The organism is Actinomadura sp. 7K534 (assembly GCF_004348575.1).
Classification (GTDB): domain Bacteria; phylum Actinomycetota; class Actinomycetes; order Streptosporangiales; family Streptosporangiaceae; genus Spirillospora; species Spirillospora livida.
Genome location: NZ_SMKB01000020.1, coordinates 18,702 through 34,229 on the forward strand (window position 1 = coordinate 18,702; position 15,528 = coordinate 34,229).

The following is a 15,528-nucleotide window of genomic DNA, read 5'->3' on the forward strand; positions in this document are numbered from 1 at the left end:
ACCCGCAGCCACGCGACCAGGAAGCCGAGGTGAGAGCACGACATGCCGTGGGCGAAGGAAACGACCGCCGTGGCGGATGCCGGGCGCGCCGAGCGGATCGCGCAGCGGTCCCGCGACGAGAACTGGAAGAAGCCCCCGCGCCGCATCGAGGCCTCGGAATGCATCACGTGCGACCTGTGCCGGCGCAACTGCCCGCCCGAGTTCGGGGCGATATTCGACCGGGGGCTCGACGTCGTCATCGTCCCCGAGCTGTGCTCCGGCTGCCCGGTCTGCGTGATGGTCTGCCCCGTCGACTGCATCTACGTGGACGAGGAGTGGACGCCCACCCCGGAGCAGCTCTGGGACCACGTCGGCCTGACGGCCGGAGGGGGGAGCGATGACCCTGCCCACCACGCCTGACAGCACGCTGTCCCGCAAGGACGCGCTGGCGAGAGCGCGGCAGAGCCGCCGGCCGAGCAGGCTCGGCCGGCGGGCGGGAACCGCACCCGGACCCGACTACCCGGTACCGGACGACGCCGGGTTCCCGGGGCTGCTGAAACGGGTCTGGCGGCGGGCGGCCGCCGAACCGGACCTGTCGTCGGCCATGGACACGCTGCTCACGCTCGCCGGGCACGTCCCGGCGGACATCCAGCTGCGGGCGCTGCCCGCGGCGGAGGAGTGCGCGCTGAAGGTCCTCTTCGGCCGGTCGTGGCGAACACCCGGTCTCCGGGGCACCGCCCCGGAGGCCGAGGCCCCGGCGGCGTTCCTGGGCGAGATCGGGCTGAACACGAGCGGCCGGATCGTCGTGCGCGTCCCCTCCGAGCCCCCGCTGGCGGGGGAGGAGGACCTCGTGGGCGGCGTGCTGCGCGTGCCGTGGTCCGACCGCGACCTGGCGCGCTACCGGGCCGAGCTCGACGCCGCCACCGAGCGGCTGCGCGGCTCGGCCGCCGACTGCCGCGCGCGGCTGGCGGCGGCGGGCCCGGACGGCCGCCGGGACATGCTGGAGAACCTGAAGGAGGCGGCCCTCCGGACCGCGCCGTTCGTGCTGTACTCCGGCGACCGCCAGTACACCAACTTCCGTGACCGGAACACCCTCGCCGGGAAGACGCTGTGGCCGGGCCACCCCGACTGCGCGCTGAGCAGCCTGGCCACGGTGCCGCTGGACCTGTGGTCGGACGGCGACGTCCTGATGGTGACCTGCCTGACGCTGCTGGTGCGGTCGGCGGGGTTCGCCCGGATCGAGGAGGCCAACGGGACGCAGCTCACCGTCGAGCACGTGGCCCGCCTCCTGGAGCGGACGCGCGCGGCGTACGACGCGGTCCCCGGCGGGGAGCGGATACCGCCCGCCGCCTCGGACTCGGTGGCGGACCTCGGCGGCCTGGCGGCGGCGATCGCCCGGCGGCGCCGCGAGATCACCGGGCGGGTCCGGCTCTACCGCGAGATCCACGGCCCGCTGATGCACAAGATCGAGCGGGTCGCCGGCGCGCCCGCCGGCGAGGCCCGGGAACTGGAGGCGGACCTCTGCGCCCGGCTCAGCGAGCGGCTCCCGGTCGCCGGCGGCTCGCTCGCGGAACTGGGCGCCTCGCTGGAGGCGTCGCCCGGCTGGCTGGCCGAACCGCACGGCGCGTCCCGGACGGGCCTCGAGTCCCTCGTGCACGAGACCGTGCGCGCGTCGACGGCGGCGTTCGACGCCGACTTCGCGATGAGCCGCGGCATGCGGTCGCTGACCGCGCTCACCGCGGCGCTGCGCTGCGGGGACTGGCCCGAGATCGCCGCCTGGGACCTGCCGCACTTCTTCTGCTGCGTCGTGCCCGCGCCGGATGCCCGGCGGTACTTCGGGGACTCGGCCGCGCACATGGCCGACGCTGCATGGGCCATGTCCGCGCGGATGCAGTACAACTCCTGGCACTTCCTGGCCGGCAACCTCCCGAAGGTCCCCGAGGTCGCGGCCCGCGACTACTTCGTCCCGCCGACTATCCCGGACATCGCGTACTACTCCGACCAGCACCACCACGGCCACGTCGCCGCCAAGGTGCGCTTCACCATCCGCAGCCCGCAGCCGGTGCGGGTGCTGGACCGGACGTTCGACGGGTTCGTCGACCTGCGGCTGCTCCGCTGCGAGGGGCTGCCGTACGGCGAGCAGGACCTGCTGGCCGCCGACCGCGCCTCGGGGTTCATCGCGAAGGCCACGGGCCTCGCGGCGGAGCTGGTGGCCGGCGGCGCGGACATCGAGGTCACGGCCTTCGACAGCCGGTGGCACTGGGAGACCATCGCCGAATGACCAGCGCCGAATGAGGCGTCGGTGAGGGAAACGCTCGCGGCCCCCGGCCTTTCCGGCCGGGGGCCGCGAGCGTTCGCGCGTGCCGGTGGGTCAGACCACGGCGGGCTCCGACGCGGAACGGCTGTGGACGACCCGGTAGGTGTTCCAGTCGTGCTCGGTCGTCAGCGATCTCCGCCTGTCCTCGTTCTTGCGGCCCGCGGCGGGCCGCTCGTCCTCGGCCGTCCCGCGGAACGCGTCGTAGGACGACTTGCCGTCCCACTGCGAATAGACCACGACGAAGTCGTTGTCCGTGCCGACCGTCGAGAGGCCGCCGCGATCGAGGGTGCGGGACCGGACGCCCCGCAGCACGCTCTGCGAACGGTAGCCGGGCGTGTCCACCAGCCAGTCGTGGGACGACCCGACCGCGGCGATCAGCTCGTCCTGGTCGGCGGGGTCCACGCCGAGCACTTCGAGGACCGTGTAGTCCCCGCGGCCGGGGGAGACCTCGGTGGCGTCGCCCTGGGACGGGTGGCGCCGGCTCAGCTCGACCTCGGTCTGCATCAGCCGGACGTAGGTGGTGATCTCCTCGAAGACCGGCACCGTCCGGTGCTTGAACTCGGCCCCGGCGTAGCGCGACTCCAGGTCCTCCTTCCCGCGCCACTGGATGAAGTTCGCGGTGCCCGGCTGCTCCTGGCCCCGGTGCACGGTGCTGGAGATCCAGCCGGGGAACGCCGCCGTGTCGACGATCGCCCGCATCTCGCTGACCAGCCGGTCCACCTGCTCGTGCGTCTCCGTCCGGAACAGGTTGATGACCGTCAGGTACCCGTCCTCGGGATTGATGAATGGCATGTTCGACCTCACGTCCTCGGGGTTGCGGTGCGGTTCTCGGGTTACGGCCGCTACGGCCGGGCGCCCGCCGCTGCGGGCGCCGCAGGCCGGTGGCTCTTGTGCGGCCGGCCGAACCAGCGGGCGAGGGCCTCCGGGAGGCCGGACGCGCGGGAGCCGCCGGCGCCGATCCAGGCGAGGTGGCCGTCCGGCCGGACCAGCGCGGCCTCGACGTCGGCGAGCGCGCCCGCGGGACGCGAGGCCGTGGTGACGACGTCGATCCGGTCCGTCCACGGTCCGGCGGCGGCGCGCACCTCGTCGTCGCCGCGCAGGTCGAGGAGGATGCCGCGGCCCGCGTGCAGGAGCCGGAAGGCGCTCTCCTTCCCGGACGGGCCGCCTGCGAGCTCGATGTCCGGCAGGCGCCGGCCGGCCAGCGGGTGGTCGCCCTGGCCGACGTCGTAGCGGATGTCCAGGCCGGTGACCATGCCGACCAGCCGCCGCTGGACCTCCTCGTACGCCAGCAGCTCGGTCATGACCTCCCGCATGGGGTTCATGTCGTCGGCACCGAGGTACAGGGTCCGCTGGGCGAGCGTGTTGTTCAGGATGCCCGCGGCCACCGGGTGGCGCTCGGAGTGGTAGGTGTCCAGGAGCTCCTCGGGCGCGTGGCCGTTGAGCACGGCGCCGAGCTTCCACCCCAGGTTCATGGCGTCGCCGATGCCCGCGCTCATTCCCTGGGCGCCGATCGGCAGGTGGATGTGCGCGGCGTCGCCGAGCAGGAACACCCGCCCCCGGCGGTACTCCGCCGCCTGGCGGCTCGAATCGGTCGTGAAGCTGGTCCACAGCGGCCGCGCGCCGCCGATGTCCTCACCGGTCAGCCGCTGCCAGGCGGCGGCGATCTCGGTGAAGCCCGGGGCGCCGTCGCCCTGCCGCTTCATGCCGCGCTCGTACACGATGACGCGGTTGGCCTCCGGCCCCAGCGGCAGCACCATGACCATCCCGCCGGGCACGCGCTCCCCGGCGAAGCGCGGCCGCAGCGGGCATCCCGTCACGTCGGCGAACCACAGCTCGACGGTCGGGTCCGTGCCGGGGAAGTCGATGCCGGTGAGCTTGCGGACGGTGCTGCGCGCTCCGTCGCACCCCGCCACGTAGCGGGCGCGCAGGCGCTTGCGGCCCTCCGGGGTCGCGACGTCCACCTCGACGCCGGCGTCGTCCGGGGTGAGCCCGACGACCTCGTGCTCCCGGTGGATCACGGCGCCGAGCTCGGTGGCCCACCCGGCCAGCACCTCCTCGGTGCGCGACTGCGGGATGCCCCGCGCCCCGTAGGAGCCGCCCTCGACCACCCGGTAGTCGATGGGCAGCCCGCCGAAGTGGCCGAAGGGGATGGTCTGCACATCGCCGAAGCGGGCCAGCAGCCCGCGCTGGTCGAACTCCTCGATGGCGCGGGCCGAGAAGCCGAGGGCGCGGGACTGCCGCATCGGCTCGGCCAGCACGTCCAGGACGACGGTCCGGACGCCGGCCAGGCGCAGCTCCCCGGCGAGCATGAGCCCGGCGGGCCCCGCCCCCACGACCACGACGTCCGCGTCAAAGCCTTCCATGTCTCTCTCCACCTTCCGCGCGCCCCGCCTTTCGGTCGCGGGCCTGTCGGTCGCGGGACTTCCCGGTCGCGTCACGATGCCGCCCGCCTTCCGGCGTCCTCGGCGTGCTCCTTGGCGAGCCGCAGGGTGGCCAGGCTGTTGCCGCTCAGGGCGTTCCGGACGAAGTCCTGCGCGGCCCGCACGTCCGCGTCGTCGCCCAGCACCTCGGGGATGCGCTCGGTGTTGATCCGCACGGTGTGCCGCGAGGTCACCGACACCCCGCCGCCGTGCCGCTCGATGATCCAGCGCCCCGTGTGCAGGGCGAGCAGCGCGGGCAGGACGGTCTGCTTGTAGGCGATGCTCGTGTACGGCTGGCACACGCGCACGGAACGCGTGGTGTGCACCTGCCCGTCCTTGGTCTTCGTGTCCATCTCGAGGATCTGCAGCCCGGGCGTGTCCTCCTCCAGCGACACCCTGGCCACGTGGGGGAGGCGCCGCGTCCAGAGCTGGGCCTCGTTGAGGAAGTCGTACACGTCCCGCACGTCGCCGTCGACGGTGACCGCGTCGTCGAACGTGACGAGCCGGTCGGGTCCCGCCAGTTCCGCGCTCTCCTTGAGCGCCCGCAGCTCCGACCCGCTGTTGCGGTCGACCGCCCGGCTGATCCAGTCGAGGTCGGCGGGGTCGCCGCTCGCCGCGAAGAAGTCGTGGAGCAGGCGCACGCGGCAGGCGGTCCCGGAAAGGGGCTCCACCACCCATTCGCCGCCCATGCCGCCCACCGGGGGCTGGGACCGCTCCTGGCGGAACGAGACGCTCATCCGCTCCGGGTCGTGCTCGCGCCGGGACGTCCACGTCTTGGCGGTGCCGTTCGCGGTCGCCCAGAGCCGGATCAGCTCCGAGTCCCCGTCCCGCTCGACGCATTCGGCGTGCACGGTCGGGGGGAAGATCTCCGGCCACCTGCCGACGTCCGCGATCAGCCCGTAGACCTTCCCGGCCGGAGCGTCGATCTTGATCTCGTGTTCCGTCTCACGCATCGTGCTCGTGGTCACGTTCGTTCTCCTCTGGGTTCGGAGGGTCCGACCGGCGGCGGCCGCCTAGCGGGCGGACGCCGGCACTCGGACGCCGTGGTCCTTCCGGGCCGCGCCGAACCAGCGCCGCAGGGCGTCCTCCAGGCCGCCCCCGTCCGGCGCGGCCCAGGCGACGTATCCGTCGGCGCGGAGGAGCACCGACTCGGTCGGCGCGCCGCCCTCCTCCGGTCCGGGCGGGAACTCCCGCACCTCGGCCACGTCGACGCGGTCGGACCACCGGGCGGCGGTCCGGGCCGTCTCGCCCGACGCGTCCGCGGTGATCAGGACGCCCCGCGCCGGGTGCAGCAGGCGCGCGATCCGGTCCCGGCCGCCGCCGGCGAGCGCCAGCTCCCGGTCGGGCATCCGCCCGCCCTGCAGCGGGTGCCGCCCCGGCGCGCCCATGTCGTAGCGGACGTCGAAACCGCTCACCATGCCGATCAGGTGCCGCGCCACCGCGGGGATCTCGCTGAGCTCCGCCATGACGTTCCGCAGCGGCTCGACCTTGTCGTCGTTGAGGTTGAGCGTCCCCTGGGCGAGGGTGTTGAGCAGGACCCGCGCCCCGACCGGGTGCCGTTCGGCGTGGTACGTGTCGAGCAGCCCCTCGGGGGCCCGGCCCGCGACGGTCGCGGCCAGCTTCCAGCCGAGGTTGAAGGCGTCCTGCGCGCCGACGCTCAGCCCCTGGCCGCCCGCGGGCAGGTGGATGTGCGCGGCGTCCCCGGCCAGCAGCACCCGGCCGCGCCGGTACTCGGTGACCTGGCGGGTGGCGTCGGTGAAGCTGCTGACCCAGCGCGCCTCGCCGTGGTGGATCGAGTCGCCGGTCAGCCGCTGCCAGGCGTCCGCGAGTTCGGTGAACCCGACCTGGCGTCCGGTGAACGTCACCTGGTCGCCGTCGTCCGGCGGGCGCTCGTTCTCGCACACGATGATGCGCGTGTAGCCGTGCTCCAGCGGAGCCGCCATGACCATGCCCTTGGGGAGCAGCTCACCGATGCGGCGGGGCTTGATGTCGCAGCCCTTGACGTCCGCGAGGAACATCTCGCGGGTCGCGTCGGCGCCGGCGAAGTCGAACCCGGCGAGCCGCCGGACGGTGCTCCGCCCGCCGTCGCAGCCGACCAGGTAGCGGGCGGTGCACTCCTCGGGGCCGTCCGGCCCCCGGACGACCGCGGTGACGCCGTCCCCGGTGCTCTCCAGGCCGGTGAGCTCGTAGCCGCGGCGCACGTGCGCGCCCAGCTCCAGCGCCCACCCTTCGAGCATCTCCTCGATCTTGTACTGGGGCGCGTTGCGGACGCCGAAGTGCGCCCCCTCCAGGATCCCGTAGTCGATCGGGACGCCGCCGAAGTGCCCCCGCCTCGTGATCTCGGGGTTCTCCAGGCGGTCGAGGAGCCCGCGCTGGTGGAACATCTCGGTGGCCCGCGCGGTGAAGCCGATGCCGCGCGACTGCCAGCCCCGCTCGGTCAGCCGCTCGACGACGATGACCTCGGCACCGCCCAGGCGCAGCTCGCCCGCGAGCGTCAACCCCGTGGGCCCGGCGCCGACAACGATTACGTCGGTTTCCATGCTCTGTCCTCAGCTTCGAGTGGGCTTGGCTTCGAGTGGGGGGGCACCGGGGGGTCAGGCAGGTACCGCCTCGACGATCGAGACCGGGCAGGTCGTCGGGACGACCCCGGTGACCTTCAGGCCGGCCTTGGCGAACAGCTCGGTGTACTGCGGCAGCGTGCGCTCCTTCGCGCCGAGCAGGAGGAGCAGCCACAGGTCGATGACGTTCCCGATGTGCCGCTCGTTGCCGCCGCCGAGCACGTACTCGACCAGGAGCAGCCTGCCGCCGGGGGCGATGGCGTCCCGGACGTTCTTCAGCACCGCGAGGCACTCGGGCTCGGGGAAGTCGTGCAGGACGTGCTTGAGCACGTAGGCGTCCGCGCCCGCCGGCAGCCTGCCGAAGCCGCTGCCGTCCTCGATCGCGGCCCGGTCCGCGACACCGGCGGCCTCGAACACCGCCGCCGCGTCCGCGGACGCGGCCTCGGACTCGACCAGCACGCCCCGGGAGCCCGGCGCCTGCGCGAGGATTCCCGCCAGCAGGCCGCCCCGCCCGCCGTTGACGTCGACGATCGTGCGGAACCGCGAGAAGTCGTACGCCGCCAGCACCGGCTCGGTCTCCGAGGCCGAGATGCTGCCCATGCCCTGGAAGAACACGGCGGCGTACTCGGGGTTGGCGCCGAGGAACTCGTAGGCGCCCATGCCCCTCAGCTTCGGCAGGTTGGCCTCGCCCGTCCGCACGGAGCCGAGCAGGTGCCCCCAGTCCTCCCAGAGCAGGGGGTGGCCCATCAGGACGGCCATGCCGCGCATCGAGTCCGGCGCGTCCTCGCGCAGCGCCTCGGCCATGGGCGTGAGCGCGAACCGGCCGTCGGGCTCGACGGCGAACACCGAGTAGCCGGACAGCGTGCGCAGCAGCCGGTGCGTCGCCTCGGGGTCGCTTCCCGCCCGCTTGGCTATCTCCTGCGCGGACAGCGGCCCGTCGCCGAGGACGTCCGCGATGCCGAGCTTGGCCGCCACCGAGATCGCCTGAGTGATCACCGCGCCCTGGATCAGGTCGAGCAAAGAATACGCGGCCGATTGGTCCCGCACCGTGGGCACTGCGGACATTTTCGCCTCCTGGATTGGTAGCCTCTGGTGCCCGACCATAGATTCGTGCTTTTTTCGCCCGCAACTCGTCTTCGGCCTTGTTCAACCGAGTGGTGTTCAACCGGAGGAATGGGCCCGGTTGAACCGAGCGGGAATCTATCCGCGCTCGACCGAGATTAGTGGGCGCCATGCCATGCTGCCGTGGCAAAAGTCCTACGAAGGGATAGGCGGAATGGCGGACAATGGACAGCAGGTTGCGCTGATCACCGGTGGGACCAGCGGGATCGGCCTGGCGGTCGCCGAAACTCTCGCGGGCCGCGGCTGCAAGGTCTTCATCGGCTCCCGCACCCCGGAGGCCGTCGAGGAGACGGTCGGCAAGCTCCGCTCGAACGGGTACGAGGCCGACGGCGCGGCCGCGGACGTCCGGCGCCCGGAGGACGTCGCGCGCCTCGTCGGCGCCGCCGTGGAGCGGTACGGGCACATCGACGTCCTGGTGAACAACGCCGGCCGCAGCGGCGGCGGCGTCACCGCGGACATCGCCGACGAGCTCTGGTACGACGTCATCGACACCAACCTGAACAGCGTCTTCCTGATGACCAGGGAGGCGCTCCGGTCGGGGCGGCTGCTCGAACGCGGCCGGGGGCGGATCATCAACATCGCGTCCACCGGCGGCAAGCAGGGCGTGGTGCTCGGCGCCCCCTACTCCGCCTCCAAGCACGGCGTCATCGGATTCACCAAGGCGCTGGGCCTGGAACTCGCGAAGACCGGCGTCACCGTCAACGCCGTCTGCCCCGGCTACGTCGAGACCCCGATGGCGCAGCGGGTGCGGCAGGGTTACGCCGCGCATTTCGACACCACCGAGGAAGAGATCCTGGAGCGCTTCCAGGCGAAGATCCCGCTCGGCCGCTACTCCACTCCCGAAGAGGTGGCGGCGCTCGTGGAATATCTGGTCAGCGACGCCGCCGCTCCCGTGACGGCACAGGCGATCAATGTCTGCGGAGGGCTCGGGAATTACTGACGCCCCACCCTCGTCCCGAAATACAGCGAACTCGCAGTGAAGGCGGTAGAGCGCAAATGCAGAGCACCCTGATCGTCGCGCGGATGGACCCGCGCTGCCGGCCGGACGTCGCGCGGCTGTTCGGCGAGTTCGACCGGACGGACATGCCGGACCGCATGGGCACCCGGCGCCGCGAGCTGTTCACCTACCAGGGCCTGTACTTCCACCTGCAGGACTTCGACGACGAGCACGGCGGCGACCGGATCCTCCAGGCGCGGACCGACCCCCGCTTCATCAAGATCAGCGACGACCTGAAGGGCTACATCGAGGCCTACGACCCGCTGACCTGGCGCTCGCCCGCCGACGCCATGGCGACCCGCTTCTACCACTGGGAGCCGGGCGGCTGACGGCCGGCGGAGCCGGCACGACGTGACCCGCGAGCGGCGCGCTCGCGGGTCACGTCTGCGGGCTGGGCCCGCCGGTCACGTCGTCGCGAACCCCGCCAGGACCCGGCCGAGGATGTCCATCTCGATCCGGTGCCACGAACCGGGCAGCTGCATCCCCCAGCCGTTGGGCAGCGCGGCCGCGGTCTCCCGCGCCGCCGCGCGCAGCCAGTCGCCGGTGTTCTCGCTGTTGACGACGAGCGCGGGCGTCGGCAGGGAGGCCAGCCGCCGCGCCGGGACCTCGAAGTCGCCGCAGATGGCCGTGTCGTAGAGGAGCGTATGCGCGTTCGCCTCGTTCGTCGCCCACAGCGGGGTCCGCCGCCAGTTCGCGATCATCTCGGGGTCGAGCCACATCATCTCGGTGAGGAAGTACTCCGCGGCCTCGCCGCGCCTGCCGTCCTCCACCAGGGCGCGGAGGGTGTCCGTGAAGCCGGCCGGAGGCTTCGGATTGTCGCCGACCCGGTAGAACGGCTCGTGCAGCCCCAGCTTGGTGATCGGGGCGCCGGCCAGCGCCGCCTCGATCGCCAGGTTCGCGCCGCAGGACCCGGCGAACACCACGGCCTCGCCGCCCGCCTCGCCGATGACCGCCACGAGGTCCTCGATCTCCCGCTCGACGGCATAGGCGGGCGCGTCCCCGCTCTCGCCGCGGCCCCGGCGGTCGTAGACGTAAGTGGTGCAGTGCGGCGCCAGCTCGGGCACCAGCGACTCGAAGATCGTGTGGTCGCGGAACGCTCCGTTGAGCAGCACGATCGGCGGGCCGTCACCCGCCTTCTCGTAGGCGATCGTCGTGCCGTCCCGCGAAACGACCTTGCGCATGACGCCCTCCTCCTGGCGAATGGCTGTGTCCGTGTCCCAATCTGCGGCGTGCCGCTGGACGGCCGCTAGAGAACGCGTCGCGCCGTCCCACCAGGGAGTTCGGTCATCGTGCGCCCCCGGGGGGTCGCTAACGGGCGGCGCTGTCGTGGTGCAGAACCCGGGATATCGCGTCCGCCAGAGCACCTGCGGGATCGTCGCCGGCGCCCATGCTGCGCCAGGCCACGTGGTTGTCGGGACGCACCAGGACGGCGCCTTCGTCGGCCGTCTCCCGGACGGCCGCCCACTGCCCGTCGGCGTCGGCGAACTCGGCCCCGTCCCCGATCTGCGCCGTCCGGATCGGGATCGAGAACTTCTCCGCCACCTGCGCGGCCGCCTCGCACCACGGCGCTCCCGCCGGGCCGGTGAGCAGCGCGAAGCCGAGGCCGGCGCCGGCGAGGTCGTGGGTCGACAGGCGCCGCCCGCCGCGGTCGAGCCAGGCGTGCGGCAGCCGGTGCCCGGGACGGGTCGTGGGCCGGTACACGTCGCGCAGCGGCTCACGGGACGGGGGCGGGCCGCCGTCCGGGCAGACCGCGCCGTCCTCGTAGGCGAAGCCGATCTCCAGGTCGTGCGCCTGGTACCCGCCGCGGGCGGTGGCGAACATCTCCGCGGCCCGCGCCCGCCCGGCCGCGCCGAGCGGGGACGGGTCGAAGTACGCGGCGAACATCCGCTCCCGGCGCTCCGGCGGGGTGTTCGCGCCGAGGCCGATGGCGCCGAGGATCGCCTGGTTGTGGGCCGCCGCGGACAGCGCCCAGTCGATGTTGTGCCGGCCGACCGGCCGCCGCTCCGCCTCGTAGCTGCCGAGCAGGCCGTCGGGCGCCCGGCCGGTGAGCACCGCGGCCAGCTTCCAGGCGAGGTTGTGCGCGTCCTGGATCCCGCTGTTCAGGCCGAGGCCGACGGTCGGCGGCTGGCGGTGCGCGGCGTCGCCGGCGAACAGCACGCGGCCCCGGCGGTAGCCGTCGGCGAGCAGCCCCTGGACGGTCCAGGACGTCACGCCCAGCAGGTTCGGCTCCAGGCCGGGCAGGCCGAGCACTTCGCGGATCCGGGGGACGATCGCCTCCTCGTCCGCGCCGGCGGCCTCGTCCGGCGGGAGGTGGAAGTGCATGACCCATTCCTCGCAGTGCTTTCCCCAGGTCGGCCCCATCTCGAACAGGTTGCTGAAGAGCCCGGGATTGTAGGGGTTGAGGAAATGGGTCATGTGCGCGCCTTCGCGCCACCACGGCGACAGGTCCGCGGAGAAGTACACGGTCGTGATCTGCCGCAGCGCGGGCCGGCCCCGCATCTCCATGCCGAGCGCGGGCCCGACCGTGCGGCCGCCGTCCGCCGCGATGAGGTACCGCGCCGCGATGTCGAGGACCGCGCCGGTCCGGGTGTCGCGGACCGTGGCGACGACGCGGTCGCCCTCGTCCGCGAACTCGACCAGTTCGTGACCGAAGAGGATGCGCCCGGGATTCCGCCGTTCCGCATGGCGGCGCAGGATCGGCTCCAGCCGGCTCTGCGGCAGCCTGGTGGGCAGGACGGGGCCGGCCGCCGAGTAGCGCTCGCGCAGCACGCCGCCGCCGAAGCCGTCCATCTCGTGGATCATCCGGCCGTCGAGCGGCCGGTCGCCGTCCAGCGAGGTCAGCCAGCGCACCTTGGCGAACGCCTCCACCGGCGCCGCCTGCTCGGCCACCGCCCCGTGCAGCCCGTGCTGGCGCAGGATCTCCATCGTGCGCTGGTTGTGGTAGTGCGCCTTCGGGATCACCGACGTGCCGGCGTGCCGTTCCACCAGCAGGTGGCCGACGCCGTGGTCGGAGCAGAAGACGGACGCGGCCAGGCCGCATCCCCCGCCGCCGACGATCAGGACCGGGACCTCGACCGTTCCCGTGCCCGTCCCCTTATCCGCCATTCCACCGGCTCCTTCTGACGGTACGTCGGTTCTACTTCCGGTTCGGGCGTCTCACGGGGCTCCGCCGGCCGCCCGCGCGAGCTGCTCGCGCATGGTCGCGGTGTCGTTGGCGTGCGGGAAGGGGTCCGGCGGCACGTCGGCGCCCAGGAACTCGCACAGCGGTTCCCAGCCCTGCTTCACGTCGTAGACGAGGAGCCTGCCCGCGTCGATGCCCTCCACGACCTCCCGGTTGTGCCGCTCGAAGACCTCGATCGCGTGCTCCTTGTCGGAGAAGCGCCCGCCGAAAAGGCCGTCCCAGACCATGGTGCTCGTCACGCGGTAGATCCGGGCCGGCATGGAGCGCGGGTCCGGCCGCTTCGACTCGTTCATGAGGACGAACTGGTAAAGCGTGTCGTAGGTGCTCTGGTACCAGCGCTCGGGATCCCGCACGGTGAGGATCATCTTCGCCTCGGGGAACGCCTTGGCCATTTCCCCGTAGTAAACGGACGGGGGCCCGTCCACGGCCGAGTTGTAGCCGTCGAAAACAGCGTCCCAATCAGGGCTCTGCCCGTCGCAGACGATCTTCTCCCACTGCGCGAGGCGCGCTTCGTCGCCGACGATGTCGAACATGTGGAAGCACGGCCCGTAACCCAGCCGCTCCAGGGCGACCTTCAGCGAAGTCGTGCCCGTCCGGCCCAGGCCGGCGTTGATGATTTTCATCGGGTCGCTTTCCCTCCGGTCGTCGATGGCGCGAACCGCATGGCCCAGCACCCTGCTTCCGGGATGGTCCGGGCCGCAAGTACCCGATGGTGTTCAAGAGAATGGCGGCGGTCACGCGGAAGCGTGCGCGGCGGCATCGGCGAGGGCGCGGTAGAGCCATTCGTTTCCGGTGTGGCCGGCCTCCCATTGCACGCCGACCGCGAACGGCCGGCCGGTCACCTCCACCGCCTCGATCACCCCGTCCGGTGCCCACGCGGTGGGGGTGAGGCCGGTGCCGAGCCGGTCGATCGCCTGGTGGTGGTGGCAGGCGGTCTCCAGCGAGTCTCCGCCGAGGATCTCGGCGATCCGGCTCCCGGGCTCCAGGTCCAGGCGGTGCCGCCCGAGCGCGAACGCCCCGGTCTCCGGGCAGTGGTCGTCGTTGCCGGTGACCTCGGGCAGGTGCTGGTGCAGCGTGCCGCCGCGGAGCACGTTGAGCAGCTGCATGCCGCGGCAGACGGCGAGGACGGGCAGGCCCGCGCCGAGGGCCCCCTCGACCAGTGCCAGCTCGGCGGCGTCCACGGCCGGGTCGGCGCCGCGGGTCCGGGGGTGCGCCGTGCCTCCGTACAGCGACGGGTCCACGTCCGGGCCGCCCGGGACCAGCAGGCCGTCCAGGCGATCGAGGATGTGCTCGACGCCGGGCAGCAGCGGGACCAGCAGGGGAGTGCAGCCCGCGGAGGCGAGCCGCTCGACATGCGGCTGGAACGCCAGGCTGACGGTCATCTCGCTGCCCTGCAGCGTGACCGGAGCCGTCCGCGCGCATATCCCGATCACCTGCCGCCCGGCCGCGGGCCGGGTGCTCACCGCACCGTTCGGCGATTGCTTCATGACAAGCCCCGTCCTTCCGCCCTGTCTCGGGTGACCGTCACTGAGGAATGCCACCGAACGAAATCACGGTCGCGGCGCAGGCGAACAGTGCCCGCCTTCCTCCACCGGCGGTTCAACTGAGGAGAACGCCCGGATGAACGCGCACCAGCGGCGCTGCATCGCCGGTCCAGAGAGCGTCCATCCGCCGTCGACCGCGCTTAAAGGCGCCCTTGCGAGAGTCCATCGGGTACGGCAGCAGCAGGGAGGAGCACCGGGCATGGCTGGTGGCAATGGACAGGCTCTCCTGGTCGCGGGCGGTGTGGGTGTCGCGGGTGTCGGCGTCGCGGGCGATGTCGGTTCCGCCGGGCACGATGCCGACGACCCGGCCGCCGACCCTTCGCACGCGGACGGCCTGAACCTGAAGAACTTCGAGAAGCTGCCCGCGTGCGAGGTGGCGGTGGGCGCGTTGTCGCCGGGACCCGGGCTCCGGCAGAGCGGGACGGACGCCGCGCACGTCCACCTGCTGGTCGACGCGTCCGGCGCCGCGGAGCTGCCGCCCCTCCTGGTCCAGGAGGACGGCTGGCGGGTCATCGACGGCGTGCACCGGCTGGAGGCGGCCAAGCTGCGCGGCGACAGCAGCGTCAAGGCCCGCTTCGTCGACTGCACGGACTCCGAGGCGCTCGTCCTGGCCATGAAGGCCAACAGCTCGCACGGGCTGCCGCTGTCCAAGGCCGACCGCGTGTTCGGGGCCAAGAGCGTCCTGGCCGCCCACCCCGACTGGTCCGACCGGGCCATCGCCACCATCACCGGCCTGAGCGCGAAGACGATCGCGTCGCTGCGCGGCCGGTCGGCGGCCGGCGGGCTCGGTGACAAGCGCCTCGGCCGCGACGGGAAGCGGCGCCCGGTCACCCCGGGGGAGGGCCGGCTCCGCGCCGCCGAGTACATCACCGCCCACCCCGACGCCCCGCTCCGGCAGGTCGCCCGGGAGACCGACGTGTCGCTCGGAACGGTCCACGACGTCCGGGCCCGCCTGCGCCGGGGCGTGAACCCGGAGCGCAACGGGCACCGGCCCACCGCCGCGCCGCCCCCCGATGCAAGCGCCGAATCGCCCGCCGGGCCCGCCGCCCGGCCGGTTCCCCGCGCGGTCAGGAGGCTCCCCGACGAGGACGACGCGGCGCCGCCGCCCGACAACAGCACGCCGCTGCGCCGCCGGAACCACGCCGACCTGCCGCCGACCTGGCCGCAGATCGTGGCCAAGATGGCCAACGACCCGGCCGTCCGCTACACCGACAGCGGCAAGGAGTTCCTCCGGTGGATGTCGCTGCACGCGGCCGATCCGCAGCGGTGGCGGGAATTCCTCAACACCGTCCCGGCGCATTGGCAGACCGTCATCGCCCCCATGGCGGAGGCCATCAGCCAGGAATGGAGCCTGTTCGCCCAGCAGCTCAGAAACCGGCAGGAGACGGCGTAATAACGCGGTCCGCGGCC

The 15,528-nt window shown here is 72.9% G+C and carries 14 protein-coding genes; 5 read left to right on the forward strand and 9 right to left on the reverse strand.

Annotated features, from left to right (window positions below; translation table 11 throughout):
* Positions 1 to 42 precede the first annotated feature (42 nt).
* Together E1266_RS06785 and E1266_RS06790 are read left to right on the forward strand one after the other, a co-directional pair.
* Entirely contained in the window at positions 43 to 399 is a 357-nt protein-coding gene (locus tag E1266_RS06785; RefSeq protein ID WP_132044878.1) for a 4Fe-4S dicluster-binding protein, read from the forward strand.
* Positions 377 to 2,260 carry a hypothetical protein gene (locus E1266_RS06790; protein WP_132044880.1) on the forward strand — a complete coding sequence of 628 codons (1,884 nt, stop codon included), beginning with the start codon at positions 377 to 379 and terminating at the stop codon, positions 2,258 to 2,260. Before E1266_RS06785 ends, E1266_RS06790 begins: the two co-directional genes overlap by 23 nt.
* 90 nt (positions 2,261 to 2,350) lie before the next feature.
* Here E1266_RS06790 and E1266_RS06795 read toward each other — a convergent pair whose 3' ends face one another.
* The 5 genes from E1266_RS06795 to E1266_RS06815 form a co-directional block, all read right to left on the reverse strand.
* A complete protein-coding gene (locus E1266_RS06795; RefSeq protein WP_132044882.1) occupies positions 2,351 to 3,088 on the reverse strand; it encodes an antibiotic biosynthesis monooxygenase in 738 nt (245 codons plus the stop codon).
* Positions 3,089 to 3,138: 50 nt separating this feature from the next.
* On the reverse strand, positions 3,139 to 4,659 hold the full coding sequence (locus tag E1266_RS06800; RefSeq protein WP_132044884.1) for an FAD-dependent monooxygenase: 1,521 nt from the start codon (positions 4,657 to 4,659) through the stop codon (positions 3,139 to 3,141).
* A gap of 71 nt (positions 4,660 to 4,730) precedes the next feature.
* On the reverse strand, positions 4,731 to 5,684 hold the full coding sequence (locus tag E1266_RS06805; RefSeq protein ID WP_279436306.1) for an aromatase/cyclase: 954 nt from the start codon (positions 5,682 to 5,684) through the stop codon (positions 4,731 to 4,733).
* Between the two features lie 45 nt (positions 5,685 to 5,729).
* Positions 5,730 to 7,256, reverse strand: a complete 1,527-nt coding sequence (locus E1266_RS06810; protein ID WP_132044886.1) for an FAD-dependent monooxygenase — start codon at positions 7,254 to 7,256, stop codon at positions 5,730 to 5,732.
* A 54-nt stretch (positions 7,257 to 7,310) separates the two neighbouring features.
* Positions 7,311 to 8,339 (reverse strand): methyltransferase, encoded by a 1,029-nt coding sequence (locus E1266_RS06815; protein ID WP_132044888.1) that lies wholly within the window; start codon positions 8,337 to 8,339, stop codon positions 7,311 to 7,313.
* Between the two features lie 211 nt (positions 8,340 to 8,550).
* Between E1266_RS06815 and fabG the strand changes: the two genes are divergently transcribed.
* Both fabG and E1266_RS06825 read left to right on the forward strand, forming a co-directional pair.
* Positions 8,551 to 9,336, forward strand: a complete 786-nt coding sequence (gene fabG / locus E1266_RS06820) for a 3-oxoacyl-ACP reductase FabG (protein ID WP_132044890.1) — start codon at positions 8,551 to 8,553, stop codon at positions 9,334 to 9,336.
* 56 nt (positions 9,337 to 9,392) lie between these two features.
* Positions 9,393 to 9,722, forward strand: coding sequence for a TcmI family type II polyketide cyclase (locus E1266_RS06825; protein WP_132044892.1), 330 nt, complete (start codon positions 9,393 to 9,395; stop codon positions 9,720 to 9,722).
* A 75-nt stretch (positions 9,723 to 9,797) separates the two neighbouring features.
* On the opposite strand, the gene E1266_RS06830 is transcribed toward E1266_RS06825, so the two are convergent.
* The 4 genes from E1266_RS06830 to E1266_RS06845 form a co-directional block, all read right to left on the reverse strand.
* Entirely contained in the window at positions 9,798 to 10,574 is a 777-nt protein-coding gene (locus E1266_RS06830; RefSeq protein ID WP_132044894.1) for an alpha/beta hydrolase, read from the reverse strand.
* Positions 10,575 to 10,701: 127 nt separating this feature from the next.
* Positions 10,702 to 12,498, reverse strand: a complete 1,797-nt coding sequence (locus tag E1266_RS06835; protein WP_132044896.1) for an FAD-dependent monooxygenase — start codon at positions 12,496 to 12,498, stop codon at positions 10,702 to 10,704.
* Positions 12,499 to 12,549: 51 nt separating this feature from the next.
* Positions 12,550 to 13,197 carry a sulfotransferase family protein gene (locus E1266_RS06840; RefSeq protein ID WP_132044898.1) on the reverse strand — a complete coding sequence of 216 codons (648 nt, stop codon included), beginning with the start codon at positions 13,195 to 13,197 and terminating at the stop codon, positions 12,550 to 12,552.
* A 111-nt stretch (positions 13,198 to 13,308) separates the two neighbouring features.
* On the reverse strand, positions 13,309 to 14,061 hold the full coding sequence (locus tag E1266_RS06845) for a gamma-glutamyl-gamma-aminobutyrate hydrolase family protein (protein WP_132044900.1): 753 nt from the start codon (positions 14,059 to 14,061) through the stop codon (positions 13,309 to 13,311).
* Between the two features lie 256 nt (positions 14,062 to 14,317).
* Here E1266_RS06845 and E1266_RS06850 point away from each other — a divergent pair, with 256 nt between their 5' ends.
* On the forward strand, positions 14,318 to 15,511 hold the full coding sequence (locus E1266_RS06850) for a ParB/RepB/Spo0J family partition protein (protein ID WP_132044902.1): 1,194 nt from the start codon (positions 14,318 to 14,320) through the stop codon (positions 15,509 to 15,511).
* Positions 15,512 to 15,528 lie beyond the last annotated feature (17 nt).